Below are 20,496 nucleotides of genomic sequence, written 5' to 3'. Positions count from 1 at the left end.
TTATACGGGTAAGCGAGGGTAATAATGGGAAGCAATATCATTGAATTAGCGAAGTTAGGGCATGAGCGGGCGGCTGAACTGAAAGGTTCATACGAGGCAATCAACGCGTGCAGCGTGGTTAAACCAGATGGCAAAGAAATGAGCGTAAATCGTTATGAGTTTGAAGATTACGGCACGAATGAACCAGATGGTCGCTACGTGACTTACGAAGACTACTCCGCATCTGAAGCCAGATGCGCGGCGCTGTCTGCAAAGCTGAGAATGATTAACGACCTTACGGAAGCCGCCGAACAAGCAAACAAACTGGCTCAGGAAGCAGTGGAAACGCTGGTTCAGGAGCGTAATGCGCTGGCTGCGGAGAATTCGGCACTGAAAAAATCAGAGGCCGAATTCAACGAATATTGTCGTCGCGAGTGCGAGGACGTTGGCGATACGTGGGTAGACGATTTCACTGAGACCCCGGCGACAGACGCCTTTCTGGCTGAGGTGCGGGCGCAGGCTCACAAGGAAGGGGCTCACTTTGTTGCTAACCGAATGCTGGCCGCATGGGATGCAGGATTTATCGACGACACAGCAAAGAACGCTGCGGACATCGCACGAATGATACTGACCTCCACAGAATTTATGGCTGATGCGCCGGAAGGCGATTTTGATCGCTCATTCGCCGATGGCGTTCTCGAAGGTATCGCCGCCCAGCTTCGCAAAGGAGTAGCCCAATGAGCAACATCGACAAACAGGTGCTGCGTGAAGAGTTCCGCTACATGCAAGACCACTACAACGATCCGGCAGACCGTAAGAGACAGGAAATATATATCGCTGCTGAAGCGCTGCTGGATGAGCTGGATAAAAAACAGCAATACATCAAACTCCGCGACCAGGAGAACGAGGATATTGCGCTAACGGTAGGGAAGCTGCGAGTTGAGCTGGAAGCAGCAAAAAAGAGCATGACAGAACAAAGCGCGATTGTAGCTGCTGCTGAAAAACTGGTTCGCTGCAAAGGTCGTTATCACAGCGAACTGAATTACCGGGCGCTGGCAAAACTTTTTGGTGTCATTACGCCGGATTTACCACCACTTGTGCATGAAAACGTTCATTACGCAGACGCTGCTGAGGTGGAAATTACAGCATTACGCCAGCGCATAGCAGAACTGGAGGCGAAACTTGAAACTGCTGACAAGTTGCAGGATAGCGCATTCCGTGACGGCCTGAAAGCCGGGTTCAGTTATGGGCAGACAGATGACCAATCCGGGTTCGCGCAGTGCATGTCCGCATATAGCACACGCGCTGGCATTGGCGTGAAGCAGCAGGAAGATAGCGTCGATTCTGATGTAGGCAGGAATCAGCCTGGAATGGTTGTCGCGGTTCATATCTGCGCCGGTGACTTTGTGAAAGTCAAAGGACAAGTGTTTGAGGTCGAGGAAACCGACTTTGACGACCACGACGTTACATTATGGTTTGTGGGTGGCAACGCATTGAAATGTGAAGCTGGTTGTCCAGTTGAGGTGGTATCTGCGCCGGTTGCCGCTGGCATCAAGGTTAAGGGGGAGTGAAATGACAAAAATACTCCGGAAGAATTATCCACGTCAAAGTCGGTTTAAAGAGGCTCTATTTTTCCTTCTCTTTCTTATTTTAATGGTTCCAATATCACCGATATTCTTCATCTGGTTAGCAGGCGTACAGGCAGAAAAAATAGCCGAGTGGTATAGCTCCATCGTATGGGGGCCATTTAACAAACTGCACAACAAATTAAATCCGTACAGGGAGGACTAACCCATGACCACTATTACCAAAGAACAGGCACAAGAAATAATTGATGCTGCCGACGAGGTCATCACTGCACTTGCTGGTACTAACGAGGATGTACACCCGGACAACAGCCAAGAGATGATCCGGTTGTACGATGACCTAAATGACCACTACGCCCCGCCAGAAGTTGTGCGCGAGCTGGCGCGTATCGCGTTGGTATCGCTTACCGCTGAACCTGTGGCGTACAACCAAGTGCAGCGTTACATGATGAAGGACATTATCGTCAGGAAGATGGGAGGGAATCTGGCAGGAGAAAAATTGGTTATGGATGACATACATGCCGTAACGATGGCGCTGATTGATGCTGGATTCAGAGCCTTCCCGCCAGCGCCGGTAGTGCCGGATGACTGGGTAATGGTGCCAAAAGAGCCAACTCAGGCCATGATTAACGCGTGGCTATCAGAGGTTGCTGACTGGCGCGGTCATGTGGCCGGTTACAAGGCTGCGCTGGCAGCAGCACCAAAACCACAAAATGTACCACAAAATATTCCGTAAAATATTCCTTCTGGAAAATCAACGTTAACTCCGGATGGCTGGATAAGCTGTAGCGAACGGATGCCCGCTCAAGATGATTGGGTTTTAATTTATTCAAAGCACGGCGAGTATTTGGCAGGTCAGGTGCAAGGGGAATACGTGGAGTTGAACGACGGCACGCTATCGTGGCTAGGAAGTGCCTTGCATTGGATGCTGCTACCAGAACCGCCGCAGCAGGAGGTGAAGTAGTGAATACCTCAGTAATTCGAACATACACAGAGCAGCTTGAGTCCACCATCGAAAAAGGAGTTGAGTTACGAGACTCAATGCGTCAGGAGATATCCCGACTCGAACGACTTGTAAAAGCTCAGAAGTCTGAAATCACCAATGCGGTTAATGCCAGGGAGTTGTACCAGCACAGGCTTGGTAATTACAAAAAGCGTCTGATAGTTGAGCGGGAGAAGCGGCAGAAACTTGAAGGTCAGCTTATCAAGCTAAAGCGGAAAATGAGTAATGGCTAAATCCCCAGCAGAGCGCAAAGCAGCGCAGCGTGCGCGGCAGTACGCCGCCGGTGAGCGCAAGCTTGAGCTGGTACTGGATGGGCAGGAACTGGAGATGTTGGCGCGGAACTGCGCCGTCCGTCGCCCTGGTCGTGCGCCGTATGACATGAACGAGTACATCGCGTTGTTGATCCGCCAGGATGATGCTCGGGTTCGTGGTCGCATCAAGTCAATCAGTGCTAACCGCTGTGGTAAGTGCGGCGATGCGCTGCCTGTTGAGTCATGTCCATGCGACGGTGATTCGGCATGTTGGGTGACGCGTGGCTGGCATGATACTAAATTATCAGTGTGACATGTCACGATATCGACAATAAATTGCAATGGCCGCCGACTATGGCGGCTTTGTTTTGCGTGTTACTATTACCAAAACGGTAATTATTACTTTGGTGGTAACAATGCCCGCAGAACCAAAAGCACCAAAACGCAAATCAACGCAGTACAAGCCACTGACAGCGATGCAGGAGGCTTACGCGCAGGAATACACCAAATGCCCGGAGAATCAGACTCAGGCAGCGATTAACGCAGGATTCTCACCTAATACGGCAGCGGTCAAGGCCAGCGTCATGATGCGAGATGAGCGCATCCAGAAACGGATCGCCGAGCTGATGGAGGAACGTAACAAGCGCTTGCGCGTTAGTGCGGATTACGTACTGCTCCGCCTGGTGGAAATTGACCAGATGGACGTGATCGACATCCTGAACGATGACGGCACGCTGAAGCCGATCCGCGAGTGGCCGAAAATCTGGCGAACCACGCTCAGCGGGTTTGACCTGTCCTCAACCATCATGAACATGGATGAGGATTCGATAGAGACAATCCTCAAAAAAATAAAATGGCCTGACAAGGTGAAGAACCTCGAGTTAATCGGTAAGCACGTAGACGTCAACGCGTTCAAAGAGCGCCTGGAGGTTTCCGGCACCGTCACGATTGCCGACCGCATGGCGAAGGCCCGACGTCGCGTGAAAGAGCGGGCTGGTGGTGAAGAATGACAGCCGCAGCCATGTCGCCGGAAGAGCAGCTCGTAGAGGATATTGCATCGTTCACGTATGACCCACTGGGCTATTCGCTTTATGCGTTCCCGTGGGGCGAGGATGGCACGGAGCTGGCGCACGCCACCGGGCCGCGTAAGTGGCAGGCCGACGCATTCCGCGAGATACGCGATCACCTCCAGAACCCCGCTACCCGTCACCAGCCGCTGATGCTGGCCCGTGCGTCCGGGCACGGTATCGGTAAATCTGCGTTCATCTCGATGCTGATTAACTGGGGCATGTCGACCTGTGAAGACTGCAAGGTGGTGGTGACCGCTAACACCGACAACCAACTGCGCACAAAAACATGGCCTGAAATCATAAAATGGTCGAACCTGGCTATTACGAAAGAGTGGTTCACCTGCACCGCTACCGCAATGTACAGCAACGATCCCGGTCACGACAAACGCTGGCGCGCTGACGCAATCCCATGGTCTGAGCATAACACCGAGGCATTTGCCGGACTGCACAACGAGCGAAAGCGCATCATCGTCGTATTCGACGAAGCGTCCAACATTGCCGATCTGGTGTGGGAAGTAGCAGAGGGTGCTCTGACGGACGAGGACACCGAGATTATCTGGGTGGCGTTCGGAAACCCGACGCGTAACACCGGGCGTTTCCGCGAATGCTTCCGCAAGTACAAGCACCGCTGGAAGTGCGCGCAGATAGACAGCCGTACTGTCGAAGGAACAAACAAGCAGCAGTTGCAGAAATGGGTGGACGACTACGGCGAGGATAGCGACTTTGTGAAGGTCCGTGTGCGCGGGATCTTCCCTGATGCGTCTGAAAACCAGTTTATTCCATCCGGCCTGACGCAACCAGCTGTTGGCAGGGTTATCACTCCGGCACAGGTCCAGCACGCTGCTGTAGTTCTTGGCGTCGACCCGTCTCACCAGGGTAAAGACCCCGCAGTTATCTACCTGAGGCAGGGGCTGCACTGCAAAAAACTCGGGGAGTGGCAGCGTACCACTGACGATGTGCTGTTTGCGAAAGTGATTGCCGACTTCGAGGATCAGTACCAGGCTGACGCTGTGTTTATCGATTACGGCTATGGCACAGGTCTTAAATCTGTTGGCGATAACTGGGGGCGCAACTGGACGCTGATAATGTTCGGCAGCGGTACGGCAGATCCCGAGATGGGCAACAAACGCGGCGAGATGTATAAATCCGCCCGTGACGCGCTGAAGCTTGGTGCGCAACTGGATAGCCAGGAACTTGCCGACGAACTGAGCGCACCTGAATACAAAGTCAGGCTGAAGGACAGCAGGAAGATTTTACAGGACAAGGACGAGGTGAAAGAATTGCTTGGCCGGTCACCGAACAATGCCGACGCCTATGTGCTGACTTATGCTGCTCCGGTCACCAAAAAACAATTCAACTATGGGCAGCAGCAAAGCCAGCAGGGTAAGGCTCTCACAGAGTACGATCCCTATGCATGAAAAAGCCCGCGCATCGGCGGGCTAATTGTGACATGTCATAGCGTTACTTGATGGCATCAAAGCCAGCGTTGATGGCTTCCGCAATGTTGGTGGCAGTGGTTTTATCGAATTGCCCATTCTGAATAAGCGCCGCATGCAGACATTGCAACTTCATGTTGTATAAGTGTTCGCGTATGTAATCATCATCACTTTTTTCTTTATTGACGTAGGCACGAGAAATATCAGGCACATCACCATTTTCCATTGCCGACATACGTGCAGCAACCCACTCCTGACAGGTGATGCACGTTCCAGCATCTTCACTCAGCATTAACCCTGCCAGTTGTTCACCGGGTATTGCCTTAGTTATTACTAAATCAGTTTCGCCGATAGATTCTTCACCATAAAAAATGGAGTCACTACCCTGAAAGACTCTGATGTATTTGCTTGGCCATGTGTCTAAATACGTAGCCAACATATCAGCTGTTTTCATAATCTCACCTTAAAAAAATGCCCACCGAAGTGGGCGAACTGGAAGCAATGGTGCCTTCCATGGCAGTTACGGGTTTACAGCGCAACGTCATCGCAATGGCGTTCTGGTGTAAAAGTGACGGTGGTCAGCATCAAGGGAAACTGCCACCGCCAAAGGCTACACAGCATCGTTCTTATGGGCGCTTCATCACGGTCCTAAGGCGTGATTAGGTTGTGGTACGCAGTCTATTCGGCATAGCAACTCTGCGCAGATGCTTCTAACAATCACCGGTGGTAACCGGTTTAATGCCTTATTCACCACAACGTTGAGAGCACTGCGCCTGTATCGGTTAGCGTCACGGGATTAACCGGTCACCCCAATGCTCTCATCGTTGCATCCTCGTCTCTTCCGAGGTGTCACACCGTATCGCCACGATGGTGAGTCGTCTGTCCGTGCTTACCTAACACTGGCTTGCACATTCCGGCTACCCGGCTGGGGAAGTAGCATCAAGGGAACCCATCCGGACCGCTGCGGCACATGTGCCATATGCCGTACTGCTACACACCTGAAAGCGCACTCCACCGTTTGGATTTAACGACCAGGCTCAAAGGTCATTCACTGAAGCGCGCTTTTAGTTGTGTGCGGAGATGATGCTCCGCTTATCCACCGCCTTTACTTTTAAGCCCAATTTATTGCTGCGGTACTCCGGGCTACTGCACAAGCGGTCACATAACCACCTCCGCAATTCGTCAATTCAATACGAGAACTAATTACCTAAAAGGTAATATCTGATGTTATAAGTGTCAATAGCCTACGCTAAATAAATCATATGTGGTTAAATTGGTAATAATTTAATTGCGTACGGAGCTATTGCTATGTGTATCGGCAGCAAGCCATCAGTGCCAGCGGCACCAGAAGTACAGGCCGCGCCACAGGAGCAGGATGCAGCAGTTGTCAGTTCTCGTGATGACGAAGAGCGCCGCCGCCGTGCAGCTGCTGGTCGCAGTTCTACTCTGCTGACTGGTGCGCAGGGCGACACCTCAACCGCAAACACCAGCGGTAAAACGCTGCTCGGTCAGTAACGGAGTAGGCAGAGATGGCGGAAACCGAAAAAAAGCGTCTGCTGAAGCAGCTCGCACAGCTGAAGAGTGAGCGCACATCGTTCGAGTCGCACTGGCGTGACCTGAGCGATTTCATCAATCCGCGCGGCTCCCGTTTTCTGACGTCTGATGTAAACCGTGATGATCGTCGTAACACCAAGATTGTTGATCCTACCGGTTCAATGGCTCAGCGCATTCTCTCCAGCGGCATGATGTCAGGCATCACCAGTCCTGCCCGCCCATGGTTCAAACTGGCAACGCCTGACCCTGACATGATGGATTACGGTCCGGTGAAAGTCTGGCTTGAAGTTGTGCAGCGACGCATGAACGAAGTTTTCAACAAATCGAACCTGTATCAGTCATTGCCTGTCATGTACGCCAGCCTGGGTACTTTTGGTACAGCTGCGATGGCTGTGCTCGAAGATGACCAGGACGTGATCCGCACAATGCCTTTCCCGATTGGCAGCTACTACCTGGCTAACAGCCCGCGCGGCAGCGTCGACACTTCATTCCGTCAGTTCTCCATGACCGTGCGCCAGTTGGTGCAGGAGTTCGGTCTGGATAACGTCAGCGCATCAGTGAAAGGAATGTGGGAAAACGGCACGTATGAAACGTGGATCGAGGTTAACCACTGCATTACGCCAAACATTAACCGCGACACCGGGAAGATGGACAGCAAGAACAAGCCGTTCCGCTCCGTGTACTTTGAGACTGGCGGCGACTCCGACAAGCTGCTGCGTGAATCAGGATTCGATGAATTCCCGATCCTTGCTCCGCGCTGGGAAGTTAACGGCGAGGACGTTTACGCCTCATCCTGCCCTGGCATGCTGGCACTCGGTCAGGTTAAAGCCCTTCAGGTTGAGCAGAAGCGTAAAGCTCAGCTGATCGATAAGGCTACCAACCCGCCGATGGTTGCACCTACCTCGCTAAAAACACAGCGTGTTTCCCTGCTTCCTGGTGATGTGACATACCTCGACGTGTTGAGCGGTCAGGACGGTTTCAAACCTGCATACCTGGTAAACCCGAATACTGCAGATCTGCTCGCTGACATTCAGGATACCCGCCAGACCATCAACAGCGCCTACTTCGTCGACCTCTTCATGATGCTGCAAAACATCAACACCCGTTCTATGCCGGTGGAAGCAGTGATCGAGATGAAGGAAGAGAAACTGCTGATGCTTGGCCCGGTGCTCGAGCGCCTGAACGACGAAGCGCTAAACCCGCTGATTGACCGTGTGTTCTCCATCATGGCGCGTAAGAACATGCTTCCGCCACCGCCGGACGTTATGCAGGGCATGCCGCTGCGCATCGAATACATCTCCGTGATGGCTCAGGCGCAGAAATCTATCGGCCTCACCAGTCTGTCGCAGACTGTTGGTTTCATTGGTCAGCTCGCACAGTTCAAACCTGAAGCACTCGACAAACTCGATGTTGATGAGGCTATCGACGCGTTCTCCGAAATGTCAGGCGTATCGCCAACTGTCATCGTTCCGCAGGAGCAGGTGCAGGGAATTCGTGAAGAACGAGCCAAGCAGGCGCAGGCAGCACAGGCAATGGCAATGGGACAGGCCGCAGCGCAGGGAGCCAAGACTCTCAGCGAAACGCAGACTACTGACCCGAGCGCATTAACCGCTATCGCTAATGCAGCAGGAGCGCCACAGCAATGATGGATATCGACGACGAAGGCCGTAAAGCAGAGCTTGACGCTAAACAGCAACTTCTTGCGCAGCGAGATATCGACGACATCCAGTTCGTTATGGGGAGCGAGCAGGGCCGCCGCGTGATCTGGTCACTGCTTGAGAAAGGTCAGGTGTTTGGAGCTTGCTTCAACGTAGATCCGCACATCACAGCATTCAACGAAGGGCAGCGCAATCTGGCGCTGGTTCTGTTTCAGCGCGTCATGGCGCACTGCCCCGATCAGTATCTGAAGATGGCCGCAGAGGCCAGTGAACAGGAGTAACCATGAATTTATTTGAACGTTTGCTGCATCGCCGTCTTTGCAACGAGCAAACCACTGAAGGTGGTCAGGCAGATACAGCATCAACTGGTGCCACTGAAACAACTCAAGGCGCTGGCGAAACGCAGCAACAAACTCAGGAGCAAACCCAGACGCAGGATAACGCAACGGGTACTGATTCTAACAAAGGTTCAGAAACTCAGAAAACTGATGAAGAACTTGCTGCTGATAAAGACAAGGCCGAAAAAGCTGAAAAAGAGCAGAAGCAGGAAGGCGCGCCGGAGAAATACGAGTTCAAACCAGCCGAAGGACAGGAGCTTGATGCTGCTGCTCTTGAGCAGTTCGAGCCAATCGCCCGTGAACTGAACCTGACCAATGAGCAGGCACAGAAGATGGTAGACCTGTACGGCACCAAGATCATGCCAATGGTCCAGCAGCAGCAGGTTGAAGCATGGCAGAAAACCACTGAGCAGTGGGCTGCTGACGTTAAAGCAGACAAGGAGATCGGTGGCGATAAGCTCACCGGTAACCTGAGCGCTGCACAGCGAGCTCTTGCTCAGTTCGGTACGCCTGAACTGAAAGAATATCTGGAAGGCACTGGCCTGGGTAATCACCCTGAACTGGTCAAGGCGTTCGTGAAAATCGGTAAAGCCATGTCGGAAGACGGCATGGTAACCGGGAAAGAAAGCGGTCAGCGTAGTGCTGCCGAAGTGCTCTATGGCAAATAAGAGAGGAAATAACCATGGCTGTTAAAGGCTTAACTGCGCTGACGCTGGCAGACTGGGGTAAGCGCGTAGATCCTGATGGGAAAATCGATAAAATTACCGAGCTTCTCAGTCAAACGAATCCGATTCTGGAAGACATGCTGATTGTTGAAGGCAACCTTCCAACCGGACACCGCACCACCATTCGCACCGGCTTACCGGATGCCACCTGGCGACTGCTGAACTACGGCGTGCCAAACAGCAAGAGCACCACTGCACAGGTAACAGATTCCATTGGTATGCTGGAAACTTATGCCGAGATTGATAAATCGCTGGCAGACCTGAACGGGAATACTTCTGAATTCCGTCTTTCCGAAGACCGTGCGTTCCTTGAAGCCATGAACCAGAAAATGGCTCAGACGGTGTTCTATGGTGATACCAGTGTTAACCCTCAGCAGTTCATGGGTCTGGCTTCTCGTTATTCCAGCAAATCTGCCGGTAATGGGCAGAACATTATTGATGCTGGCGGTACCGGTACCGACAACACTTCTATCTGGCTGGTTGTGTGGGGAGAAAACACGGTTCACGGCATCTTCCCTAAAGGTCAGAAGGCAGGCCTGCATATGGAAGACAAAGGTCAGCAAACTCTGAAAGACGCCGCTGGTGGTCAGTATGAAGGCTATCGCACCCACTATAAGTGGGATAACGGCCTGACCCTTCGTGACTGGCGCTATGTTGTTCGCATCGCCAACATCGATGTGAGCGATCTGTCTGTTCCAGCTTCTGCTGCAAACATCGTAACTCAGATGGTTAAAGCTCTGCACCGAGTTCCTAACCTGAAGATGGGGCGCGCTGTTTTCTACATGAACCGCACCGTTGCTCAGGCTCTCGACCTGCAATCTCTGGATAAAGCTTCTCTGGCTCTGTCCGTCAAAGAGACTGAAGGCGAATGGTGGACTACTTTCCGTGGCATCCCAATCCGTGAAACTGACGCAATTCTGGAAACAGAAGCGCGCGTTGTTTAACGCCTGTCATTAACTAATGGGCCTTAACTGGCCCATGAATGGAGAAAGAAAATGATCCTCGACAAACTGTTGATGTTCTCCGAGAAGCAGGCGGTTACAGCTTCTGCTGCTTCTACGGATGTGATTGACCTTGGCCCTATCGACGGCACCCGCCGCGATATCGGCGTGGGTTATCCGCTGGAGTTCTGGGCAACCGTTGACACCACAGCAACCGCTGCCGGTGCCGCGACTCTGAACGTTCAGCTACAGACCAGCCCGGACAACTCCACATGGACAACTATCTACGACAGCGGTGCTTTGGCACTGGCTGCGCTGACTGCTGGCAAGCGCCTGTTCTCTGCGAAAGTTCCGGCAGGTGTTCAGCGTTATCTGCGCGTGAACTATTCAGTTGGTACCGGTCCGCTGACGGCTGGCGCGTTTACCTCGGGTATTAACCTGGATGTTGATAACAACAGCCCGTACTACCCGACTCGTTCAAAAGTGACTGGCTAAGGGGATAGCGATGTCAGGTGAAAAAGCAAAATACCGCGTCCTGCGTTTATCCCACATTCATAACAACCTATGGCCTGAAGGCTCTGAAGTTGAGTATGACGGTGAGCCAGGAACAGCGCTGGAGCCATTGAATAAGGCGGCAGAGATAGCCAAAGCTGCGGCGATGAAAAAGCGTGGTCTGGAGTTTGTTAAGCCAGAGTCAGATGCAGTGGAAGCTGATAACGGTAACGATAATTCGGACAGCGCTGATGATGGTCTGGATAAACTCCGCGAAGAGTATGAGTTCCTCTTCAACGAGAAACCGCATCACAACGCCAAAGCCGAAACGCTCCGCGAGAAGATCGCAGATAAGCGTGCCGAACTGGGCGTCTGAGCCTCGCTAATCAAACAGGGGCTTCGGCCCCTTTCTTGCAGGAGTCCGTTATGGATCTGGTAAACCTCAAAACCGGCACCGACACATATCAGGATGAGGATGGTAAAACCCAGACTCGTGATGATTATCCGTGGGGCCTTTGCATTGAGTTGAACAACGAGACGCTCGCCAAGCTCAAGGCAACTTCTCAATCCGCTGGCACTGAAGTAATGATCACCGCAAAGGCAACTATTCGCTCAACGTCTACCCGCGAAACGGAAGATGGAATGCAGCATAACGCCAGTCTGCAGATCACTGATATGGCACTCAGCCCAGTATCCGGTGAGCAACCGAAGTCAGCAGCGCAAACTCTCTACGGTGGGGAGGATGATTAATGGCATCCGTTATCGAGATTTGCAACCGCGCGCTGAGCAATATCGGCAACAGCCGCAGCATTAACAGTCTGAATGAAGCCAGTAAAGAGGCCGGACAGTGCTCACTGCATTTTGATGCTTGCCGCGATGCAGCACTGGCTGATTTCGACTGGAACTTTGCTACCAAGCGCGTGGCGCTGGCCGATACCAATAATCCGCCTCCTGACTGGCAATACGCTTACCAGTACCCATCTGATTGTGTTCGCATAACCGAGATCATGCCGACAGGCATACGCAATCCTACTGCTGCGCTGCGCATTGAATATGTTGTCGGTTCCAATGAGGATCTGACAGGTAAGCTCATTTACACCGATCAGCCGAAAGCGTGGTTGAAGTACGTGGCTCGGGTTACTGACGTAAATATGTATGACGCCATTTTCATGGAGGCGCTTTCATGGCGTCTGGCTGCTGCTATCAATATGGCGCTGACCGGTAGCGCAGATCTCGGTAACAACGCACTGACGATGTACAACCGCGTGATCCTGAGCGCTGGCTCACATAGCCAGAACGAATCGCAGGAGCCACAACCACCGGTAGATGAGTTCACAGCAGCGAGGTTGTCATAATGGCTTTTAGCTGGATTCAACCGAGCTTTGCCGGTGGTGAAATTGGTCCGTCACTGTACGGCCGCATTGATATGTCAAAGTATCAGGTGGCGCTTCGCAAGTGCGACAACTTCATTGTTCGTCAGTATGGCGGCGTAGAGAACCGACCTGGTACGCGCTTCGTTGGTCCGGCTAAATATCCTGATCGCAAGTGCCGGTTAATCCCGTTTCAGTTCTCGACTGTGCAGACCTATGCGCTGGAGTTCGGTGACGGCTACATGCGCGTTATCAAAGACGGTGCGTATGTGCTGAACAGCAGCAATGTGATCTACGAACTGGCGATGCCGTATGCTGAGGCTGACCTGTTCCGCATCAAATTCACGCAGAGCGCCGACGTGCTTACGCTTGTTCACCCAGCATACCCGCCAAAAGAGCTACGACGCTATGCACACGATAACTGGCAGATCGTCGATATAACCACAAAAAACGGACCGTTCGAAGATATCAACGTTGACGAGACAGTGAAGGTCTACGCAAGCGCCAGCACCGGAACCATTACTTTGACGGCAAGTACTGCCATCTTCGGTGCTGAGCAGGTCGGAAAACTGTTCTATCTCGAGCAGCCTGCTATTGATTCCGTACCGGTATGGGAAACCAGCAAGACCACAGCAATCAATGATGTTCGTCGTGCAGACAGCAACTACTATCGCGCCAATACTGCTGGTAAGACCGGAACACTTCGCCCTTCGCATACCGAGGGAATGTCGTGGGATGGATGGGGCGGTACCGGTTCAGATGATACCGGGATCCAGTGGGAGTACCTGCACAGCGGTTTCGGCATTGCCAGAATTTCAGCGGTGGCTGGCGACGGCCTGACCGCAACTGCCGATGTGGTTTCATTCATTCCGTCTCAGGTTGTTGGATCCTCTAACTCCAGCTATAAGTGGGCGAAATACGCGTGGAACAGCGTTAACGGATACCCAAGTACCGTTGTTTACTATCAGCAGCGCCTCTATTTCGCCGCGTCTACCGCGTACCCGCAAACCATCTGGGCGAGCCGGACCGGTGACTATAAAGACTTTGGCAAGAACAACCCTATTCAGGACGACGATCGGATTATCTACACTTACGCCGGGCGGCAGGTGAATGAGATCCGTCACCTGATTGACGTTGGTAATCTGGTTGCGCTGACTTCTGGCGGGGAATATACGATATCCGGGGACCAGAATAAGGTTCTCACGCCGTCAGCGTTCTCGTTCAGCTCTCAGGGAAATAACGGATCCAGTAACGTACCACCTATCGCAGTGGCTAACATTGCGTTGTTCATCCAGGAGAAAGGCAGCGTTGTGCGAGATCTGGCGTATTCCTTCGATGTTGACGGGTACCAGGGTACGGACCTGACGATACTGGCAAACCACCTTTTCCAGAAACACAGCATTGTTGACTGGTCCTTCTGCATCGTGCCGTACAGCAGCGCGTTCTGCATTCGTGATGACGGTAAATTGCTGGTGTTGACCTATCTGCGCGACCAGCAGGTTTTTGCATGGGCGCCACAATCAAGCGCCGGTAAGTACGAAAGCACCTGCTCTATCAGTGAAGGCAGCGAGGATGCTGTTTATTTCGTGGTTAACCGTACCATCAACGGGCAGACAAAACGTTACATCGAACGCCTTTCCAGTCGCCTGTTCACCAACGATGAAGATGCGTTCTTTGTCGACTGCGGCCTGAGCTACGACGGACGCAATACATCATCCCGCACAATGACCATCAGCGGTGGCACGGGTGACTGGAGCTATCAGGTCGATTATCCAGTTACGGTTACTGGTGGTGCATACTTCGTTAACACTGACGTCGGTGCTCAGATTCAGTTCCCTTATACCGAAACGGATCCAGACACCAATGAACCGGTGGCTAAAGAGCTGCGCGGCGATATCATCTCGGTAACAAGCAATACCGCAGTTACCGTCCGATTCAATCGCAACGTTCCGGCGATACTTCGCAACGTGCCAACAACTAACTGGCAGATGGCCAGACAGACGTTCGGCGGCCTGTCACACATTGAAGGCCAGACGGTTAACATCCTGTCAGATGCCAGTGTTGAACCTCAAAAGGTTGTCACTGGTGGCTCTGTCACACTGGAATCACCAGGTGCAGTAGTGCATATCGGACTGCCTATTTATGCAGAGTTCGAGACGCTGGACATCAATATCAACGGACAGGAAACGCTGCTCGATAAAAAGCAGGTTGTCCCTACCGTCACAATGATCGTAAACGCCAGTCGCGGAATCTGGGCAACCACGCCGGGTGGAACCTGGTATGAATATCCACAGCGTGAGGATGAGTTTTATGATGATCCGGTTAGTGATGCCACTGGAAAAATTGAAGTTAATTTAGATAGTAACTGGAATAAAAACGGTCGAGTTAAAGTTCGACAGACTGACCCACTTCCGCTTTCCGTTCTTGCCGTACTGCCTCGTCTTACCGTAGGGGGATTCTGATGATTAACGCTAAGATCGTACCCGCTACCGCAGAGCACATCGAAGCAATTCTGCCTAATGTCCGCCAGGCTGATATCGATGAGTTTATGGCAACTAATGGATGGAGTCCGCGCCGCGTGCTGGAAACTGGTCTGCGCACGTCAACATTCTGCTGTGCCGGATTGATTAACGGTGAAGTGGTGACTGTCTTTGGCGTAGCACCAGCATCGATGATCGGCGGCAGCGGTATTCCGTGGCTGGTGGGTACTGACGCGCTGGAGAAATACCAGCGCACCTTCCTTCGCCGCTGCGGAAAAGTGGTCAATGCAATGCTGACTGTTTACCCGTATCTTGAAAATTATGTTGATGCGCGTAACCACACTGCGCGCATCTGGCTTCACTGGCTGGGATTCACCATCGACGAACCTCAGCCATACGGCATTAACAACCTACCGTTTCACCGTTTCCACATGGAGAGAAAATAATGTGCAGCCCGGCTATCGCTCTCGCTGGCGCCAGTGTCGCTTTAAGTGGCGTTTCAGCATACAACCAGTACCAGCAAGGTAAGTATTCATCTGCTGTTGCCGAGCAAAATGCAGAAGTGGCTACGGCGCAGGCACAGGATTCTATCAACCGTGGCAACGCTCAGGCTGATGAGGTTCGCCGTCGCAATCGACAGGCCGCCGGCACCCAGGCGGCAACTATGGGTGCTACAGGTGCAGATCTTTCCACTGGTGGCGTGCTGGATATCTTCGGAGATACAGCACAGTTTGGCGCGCTTGATGCACTGACGACAGTCAACAACGCTCAGCGTGAAGCGTATGGCTATGAAGTCCAGGCTGCAAACTATAAGGCCCAGGCCAGCGCTTCGCGTAAGCAGGGGAATATGGGGGCATTTACTACACTGCTGACTGCTCCACTTCAGGCATACGGCGCTTACCAGATGGGCGGCGGAACGTGGTCACCATTCACTCAAAGCAAAGCGGCCCCTATATCTGCCGCAATAGGCACACCAACCGGTCGATAAGGAGATACCGAAATGCCAACAGTACCAACAGTCACTGGTCGTCAGGTTGAAAGTCGCGGGTTTCAGTCTCCAGGTCTACAAACATTTAATACTCCACAGATGGGCGATGTTTTAGGTGGGGTTGCGGATAAATATGTCGATGTTTTTGCACAGGCAAAGCAGCGCGCAGATGTTGCTCAGGCTCAGGATGCCTCATTGCAACTCAGCCAGATTTCCAGTGATCTGCTGACTAACCCGGATACCGGGCTGCTGAATCTCCAGGGTAAAAATGCGCTCGGCAAAGGTCAGGAGTACACCCAACAGTTCGATGCTCAGGCAGAGCAGATCGCGATGACACTGCCGGAAGGTGCCCGGGCTGGTTTTATGCAGCAGGCGCAGCAGCAGCGCATTCAGTTCACTACCCAGGCTGGACGACATGAGATAAGCCAACTTAATGCCTATGAAGAAGGGCAGTTCCAGGCGATTCTGGCGAACAACGGGAAACTGGCTGCTGCCGCCTACAGTGATAATGCTAACTATGTGCTCTACAACCAGCAGACTTTCCAGCAGATTGAAGATTACGGCGCTGCTCATGGCTGGAGCACTGAGCAGATTCAGGCCAAGAAGATCGAGTTCAAGGAGAAGGTCGCCGACGCGTCACTGTCACAGTGGTCGGCTAACAACTCTATCGAGTTTATCCAGAGCAATGGCGAGCTGAGCGATACAGTTGCTGGTTCAAAGCTGGCAACAGTTAATCCTTATGGTGGAGATCCAAAATCTACAAAAGGAATGGTGACACAGGGCAATATCAATCTGTTTAATCGACCATCTGTAAAAAACGAAGATGGAACGATTAGCACCGTAAGAACCATTTCCATAGGAACTGATGCCGGTGAAGTTCTAATTCCTACCGTCAGCGACGACGGTAAATTGCTTTCTGATGATGAAGCCATTGCGCTATATGAAAAAACTGGTAAACACCTTGGTATATTCGACAACCCTGAGGATGCGACATCCTATGCTGAGAAACTGCACGAACAGCAGGATCAGTATTATGCAAAAGGTGAGAAAGGCGACGCCCGTGGCATTCGCAACAACAACCCCGGCAACCTCGAGTACAGCAAAACCAATCCGTGGGTAGGCCAGACCGGCGATGATGGTCGCTTTGCCAAGTTCGAAACGCCAGAGCACGGCATTCGTGCGCTTGGTCGCAACCTGCTTTCATACCAGCGTCAGGGTATTGATACTGTCAACGACATCATTAACCGCTGGGCGCCGCCGTCTGACAATAACAACACCGACGCATACATTCAGGCAGTATGTGCGCAACTCGGCGTGACACCTGACCAGCCGCTTGATGCATCAAACCCTGAAACACTAAAGGCTTTGTGTGCATCCATTATCCAGCATGAGAACGGCAGCCAGCCGTACAGCGATCAGCAGCTTGCCACTGGTGTTAGCGCGGCTATAGGTCTTTCTCAGTTACCTACCAGCACCAAACGCTACACGGGGAATGCTGCTTTCGATGCTGCATCTCCGGAGGCCCAGGCGACATTCCTTCGCCAGGCTGACCAGATCCGTAAACAGCAGCAGGCTGAATACCGCACCAATATCGACAGCCGTGTACGCGATGCCAGCGCGGCATACATGCGCGGCGTGGATTTCCCTGATGCTCCTACGCAGACCGATTTTCTCGCAGCCTACGGAGTGCGTGAAGGAAACCTGCGTTACACCGAGTTCAGGAATACGCAGATCGCCGGGCAATACATTGGTTCATTCCGTAATATGCCGACCAATAGCATTCAGGCGGCAGTAGAAAACCTGAAGCCAGACACCGGTGAAACTGGTGAAGGATATGCAGCGCGCGCCCAAACCTATGATGCCGTTGTCTCTGCTGCCAGTACTGTTCTTGCGCAACGTAAAGCAGACCCAATTCAGTTTTCACTTTCTTCCGGGCAAACAAAGCCTATCGATATGACCAACCAGAACAACTTCAGCCAGACGATAGCCCTTCGGGCTTCTCAGGCTGTAGAACTGGCTAAATCATACGGCACACCGCTGACATTCTTTTCCAAAGATGAAGCTAATCAGATCGGGGCTTTCTTCCGCGATGCGCCAGTTTCTCAGCAATCTGCATATCTCGACACCATTAGGCAGAGCACCGGGGGCGGTCAGGTATATATGTCGGCGCTTCAGCAGATCAGCACCAATGCCCCATCGGCAGCTGTCGCCGGGATCCTTATGGATAAGCCTGGCGGTGTTGTGGCTGAGAAAAACTGGTTTAACCCTGATGTTTCTGTATCACCTGAATCGGCAGCACAAACCATCCTTTCTGGTGCTGCAGCTCGCAAAGGTACAGATGATGTGAAAGGCATACCAATGCCGAAAGATAACGATCTTCGTCTTGAGTTCTCTGACATGGTGAAGGATGCGTTTGCCGGTGACGCGCATGGCGCATCAATGGCCTACGAAATAGCGAAGGACTATTACGCTGGCGTGATGGCGAAGAAGGGCGTTGTATCAGGTGAGATTGACAGTGACACATGGAAGCAGGCTGTTAACGTAGCTACTGGCGGCGTACATGACTATAACGGCATGGGAAGCGTGCTGTTACCGTGGGGTATGTCTGCCGAGCAATTTGATAAACAAGTTGATCAGGCCTGGAAAACACAGGTGACTGATGCAGGAATAAAAGCCCCACCAGGGCAGTATGGGCTGCAAAGCTATGGAGATAGCCAGTATCTGGTGAAGCTCGGCACCGGGTATTTGCTGAAAGATGATGGAACTCCTGTCGTTATCGATCTCACACAACAGCGCCAGAGGTTCTCTGGGGGGATCCCGCAATGAGTTACTTTGGTCTTAACGCTGTTAACCAGAATCAGCAACTGGATGAAGCAGCGTCTAACCCAGCAGGATTTAATACCGATGTCGGCTTCTTCGATAACTCAGGTACCGCTGCGGTATCAGGTCTGTATTCTGGACTGGTTGCCAAACCTGACCAGCTTCTATGGGCTGGAATGGATAAGATCGTCTCGCCCATCGCGAAGTTCGTTAACGAAAATACTTCCATTAACGACACTTCTGCCGAGTACATTGCGGAACAGCGTAAGCTCGCAGAGCAACAGGTTAAACGCCTGACGCCTGACGCAGCAACAACAGGCACCGCTGGTCAGGTTCTTCATGGTCTGTTCGACATGGGCGGGCAGGCGGTCGTTGGTACACTGCTTTCTGGTCCTGCAGGCGGGGCTGCCGCCGTCACTGCGTTGCAGGGTTTCTCTGAGTTTGAACGCTTGACTGCTCAGGGAGTAGATTTTAGGACTGCTCAGGAAGCTGGTCTGGTGCAGGGTGTCACAGCTGGCGCTGGCACATTGATCCCTATGAGCCTCGGTCTACGCGCTGGTGGTGCGCTGGCAGAAAGTGTTGGCGCACAACTGGCGAGAACAGGTGAAAGTGCTGTGCGTAATGTTGCAGCTACTGCTGTTCGCGCAGCTCCAGACATCGCATACGCAGCCGGAACTAATATTGCCTTTGGGATGGCCCAGCGCGGTCTAACAGCAAAGACACTGCGTGATGGCGGTTATAACGAAATGGCGAATCAATATGATGTATTTGATCGCCAGTCTATCGCCATTGATGCTGTTCTTGGTGTGGCGTTTGGTGGTGTAGGTCGATTCATGAACTCCCGCGGTGAGAGCGCTGCAGCTCCTGAATTTTCCCCGGCTGAGGTGGATGCTGCGCTGGCGGCTAATGCCTCACATCACGCTGAGATTGATGTAGCCCCTGGCGTTCCTGTTAATGTCCTGTCACGTGATGCGCATATACAGGCGCTACAGAAGGCGATGAATGACGTAAGCCAGGGGCGTGCAGTTGATGTGGCCAGCATTGCCGAACCAGCATCATTTAGTGATGTACCCGGGCGCCGCAGTCTGATAGCGCAGTCTATTGATGAGGTTCTTTTCAATGCTGATGAGGGAGCGGCGGCGCGTGCAGTTGAGACCAGGGTGCTTGAAGAGCAGGCGGCACAAGTTTTACCGCGCGGTGATCGTCAGGTGTACCAGTCTGAAATCGCCAACAGTCAGCGCATTATTGATAACCTGACGGATCAACGTAACCAAATCCTTTCTGAAGAACCAAAGGGAAGCGGAAAGGAACTGGCACAGTCACGCGCTGAAAAGCAATCCAGATTGCGCGATATTGATCAGCGCATCATAGAGGCACAAGGCCGCCTCGAATTCTCGCGTAACGCGCTGTCACCTCATGAGCCTGGTGGGGAGTTCTTCGAGGCCAGGGCAGAGCTTTCACGACGTCAGCAGGCAGAAAGCGATCTGAACGCACAGGCCATGTCATTCTATAAAACTGCAGAAGTGCGGACTCCTGATGAGGCTGCACCTTTTGAACCTGGTGCTGTATTGCGACAGGCAGAGCAAAGGCCAACGGCGGAACAGGCAGGGGACATGGATCTTCGCATCGCTGAAGATTCACTGGTTGAGTCTCCGGACATGATGATCACCGTCCTGGATGACGAAGGAAACCCGCAGTCGCGAAGCGCTCGTGAAGTGCTGGATGAAGCAAGCAGAGAGAACGAACAGGCAATACAGGATTCCAGCCTCTTTGATGTGGCTGTCTCGTGTTTCTTGAGAGGGTAA

Annotated in this window: 23 protein-coding genes and 1 pseudogene; 23 read left to right on the top strand and 1 reads right to left on the bottom strand. The window is 52.5% G+C overall.

The window, feature by feature from the left end; genetic code table 11:
* Nucleotides 1-138 precede the first annotated feature (138 nt).
* From NA197_RS16155 to NA197_RS16115, 9 genes and pseudogenes are all read left to right on the top strand, one after another.
* The gene (locus tag NA197_RS16155; protein WP_371062102.1) at nt 139-720 is read left to right on the top strand and encodes an Eae-like protein; all 582 of its coding nucleotides are present in this window, start codon (nt 139-141) and stop codon (nt 718-720) included.
* A 107-nt stretch (nt 721-827) separates the two neighbouring features.
* Nucleotides 828-1,160 (top strand): annotated as a pseudogene (locus NA197_RS16150) (ead/Ea22-like family protein); the annotation flags it as partial.
* A gap of 391 nt (nt 1,161-1,551) precedes the next feature.
* A complete protein-coding gene (locus tag NA197_RS16145; protein ID WP_015995294.1) occupies nt 1,552-1,770 on the top strand; it encodes a DUF4014 family protein in 219 nt (72 codons plus the stop codon).
* A gap of 3 nt (nt 1,771-1,773) precedes the next feature.
* Nucleotides 1,774-2,301 (top strand): hypothetical protein, encoded by a 528-nt coding sequence (locus NA197_RS16140; protein WP_226996201.1) that lies wholly within the window; start codon nt 1,774-1,776, stop codon nt 2,299-2,301.
* A gap of 3 nt (nt 2,302-2,304) precedes the next feature.
* Complete coding sequence (locus NA197_RS16135) at nt 2,305-2,529, top strand: DUF551 domain-containing protein (protein ID WP_438796697.1); 225 nt, start codon at nt 2,305-2,307, stop codon at nt 2,527-2,529.
* Nucleotides 2,529-2,801 carry a hypothetical protein gene (locus NA197_RS16130; protein WP_015971081.1) on the top strand — a complete coding sequence of 91 codons (273 nt, stop codon included), beginning with the start codon at nt 2,529-2,531 and terminating at the stop codon, nt 2,799-2,801. Before NA197_RS16135 ends, NA197_RS16130 begins: the two co-directional genes overlap by 1 nt.
* Nucleotides 2,794-3,132: a hypothetical protein gene (locus tag NA197_RS16125; RefSeq protein ID WP_052938597.1), complete on the top strand. Its 339-nt coding sequence runs from the start codon at nt 2,794-2,796 to the stop codon at nt 3,130-3,132. The genes NA197_RS16130 and NA197_RS16125 overlap by 8 nt, the downstream gene beginning before the upstream one ends.
* 22 nt (nt 3,133-3,154) lie before the next feature.
* Nucleotides 3,155-3,829, top strand: coding sequence for a terminase small subunit (locus tag NA197_RS16120; RefSeq protein WP_139381697.1), 675 nt, complete (start codon nt 3,155-3,157; stop codon nt 3,827-3,829).
* Nucleotides 3,826-5,307: a hypothetical protein gene (locus tag NA197_RS16115; protein ID WP_052938599.1), complete on the top strand. Its 1,482-nt coding sequence runs from the start codon at nt 3,826-3,828 to the stop codon at nt 5,305-5,307. The genes NA197_RS16120 and NA197_RS16115 overlap by 4 nt, the downstream gene beginning before the upstream one ends.
* A gap of 43 nt (nt 5,308-5,350) precedes the next feature.
* On the opposite strand, the gene NA197_RS16110 is transcribed toward NA197_RS16115, so the two are convergent.
* The gene (locus NA197_RS16110; RefSeq protein ID WP_052938600.1) at nt 5,351-5,779 is read right to left on the bottom strand and encodes a hypothetical protein; all 429 of its coding nucleotides are present in this window, start codon (nt 5,777-5,779) and stop codon (nt 5,351-5,353) included.
* Nucleotides 5,780-6,633: 854 nt separating this feature from the next.
* Between NA197_RS16110 and NA197_RS16105 the strand changes: the two genes are divergently transcribed.
* From NA197_RS16105 to NA197_RS16040, 14 genes are all read left to right on the top strand, one after another.
* The gene (locus tag NA197_RS16105) at nt 6,634-6,840 is read left to right on the top strand and encodes a hypothetical protein (protein ID WP_000334867.1); all 207 of its coding nucleotides are present in this window, start codon (nt 6,634-6,636) and stop codon (nt 6,838-6,840) included.
* A gap of 14 nt (nt 6,841-6,854) precedes the next feature.
* Entirely contained in the window at nt 6,855-8,525 is a 1,671-nt protein-coding gene (locus tag NA197_RS16100) for a portal protein (protein ID WP_052938601.1), read from the top strand.
* On the top strand, nt 8,522-8,818 hold the full coding sequence (locus NA197_RS16095; protein ID WP_052938602.1) for a hypothetical protein: 297 nt from the start codon (nt 8,522-8,524) through the stop codon (nt 8,816-8,818). The genes NA197_RS16100 and NA197_RS16095 overlap by 4 nt, the downstream gene beginning before the upstream one ends.
* A gap of 2 nt (nt 8,819-8,820) precedes the next feature.
* Entirely contained in the window at nt 8,821-9,543 is a 723-nt protein-coding gene (locus NA197_RS16090; RefSeq protein WP_052938603.1) for a peptidase, read from the top strand.
* 14 nt (nt 9,544-9,557) lie between these two features.
* On the top strand, nt 9,558-10,544 hold the full coding sequence (locus tag NA197_RS16085; RefSeq protein ID WP_052938604.1) for a major capsid protein: 987 nt from the start codon (nt 9,558-9,560) through the stop codon (nt 10,542-10,544).
* A gap of 51 nt (nt 10,545-10,595) precedes the next feature.
* Nucleotides 10,596-11,036 (top strand): Bbp16 family capsid cement protein, encoded by a 441-nt coding sequence (locus tag NA197_RS16080; RefSeq protein WP_052938605.1) that lies wholly within the window; start codon nt 10,596-10,598, stop codon nt 11,034-11,036.
* A gap of 10 nt (nt 11,037-11,046) precedes the next feature.
* Complete coding sequence (locus NA197_RS16075; protein ID WP_052938606.1) at nt 11,047-11,409, top strand: hypothetical protein; 363 nt, start codon at nt 11,047-11,049, stop codon at nt 11,407-11,409.
* 50 nt (nt 11,410-11,459) lie between these two features.
* Entirely contained in the window at nt 11,460-11,783 is a 324-nt protein-coding gene (gene gp10, locus NA197_RS16070; RefSeq protein ID WP_052938607.1) for a capsid staple protein, read from the top strand.
* Nucleotides 11,783-12,388, top strand: a complete 606-nt coding sequence (locus tag NA197_RS16065) for a hypothetical protein (protein WP_052938608.1) — start codon at nt 11,783-11,785, stop codon at nt 12,386-12,388. Before gp10 ends, NA197_RS16065 begins: the two co-directional genes overlap by 1 nt.
* The gene (locus NA197_RS16060) at nt 12,388-14,865 is read left to right on the top strand and encodes a hypothetical protein (protein WP_052938609.1); all 2,478 of its coding nucleotides are present in this window, start codon (nt 12,388-12,390) and stop codon (nt 14,863-14,865) included. Before NA197_RS16065 ends, NA197_RS16060 begins: the two co-directional genes overlap by 1 nt.
* Complete coding sequence (locus NA197_RS16055; protein WP_052904506.1) at nt 14,865-15,329, top strand: hypothetical protein; 465 nt, start codon at nt 14,865-14,867, stop codon at nt 15,327-15,329. The genes NA197_RS16060 and NA197_RS16055 overlap by 1 nt, the downstream gene beginning before the upstream one ends.
* On the top strand, nt 15,329-15,871 hold the full coding sequence (locus tag NA197_RS16050; protein ID WP_052904504.1) for a virion core protein, T7 gp14 family: 543 nt from the start codon (nt 15,329-15,331) through the stop codon (nt 15,869-15,871). The genes NA197_RS16055 and NA197_RS16050 overlap by 1 nt, the downstream gene beginning before the upstream one ends.
* A 99-nt stretch (nt 15,872-15,970) precedes the next feature.
* The gene (locus NA197_RS16045) at nt 15,971-18,697 is read left to right on the top strand and encodes a hypothetical protein (protein WP_413469771.1); all 2,727 of its coding nucleotides are present in this window, start codon (nt 15,971-15,973) and stop codon (nt 18,695-18,697) included.
* Nucleotides 18,694-20,496, top strand: a complete 1,803-nt coding sequence (locus tag NA197_RS16040; RefSeq protein WP_052938611.1) for a hypothetical protein — start codon at nt 18,694-18,696, stop codon at nt 20,494-20,496. The genes NA197_RS16045 and NA197_RS16040 overlap by 4 nt, the downstream gene beginning before the upstream one ends.

It is taken from the genome of Salmonella sp. NW884, assembly GCF_051700745.1.
Classification (GTDB): domain Bacteria; phylum Pseudomonadota; class Gammaproteobacteria; order Enterobacterales; family Enterobacteriaceae; genus Salmonella; species Salmonella enterica.
The sequence above is the reverse complement of the archived record's forward strand: the minus strand, read 5'-3'. Positions and strand labels throughout refer to the sequence as shown.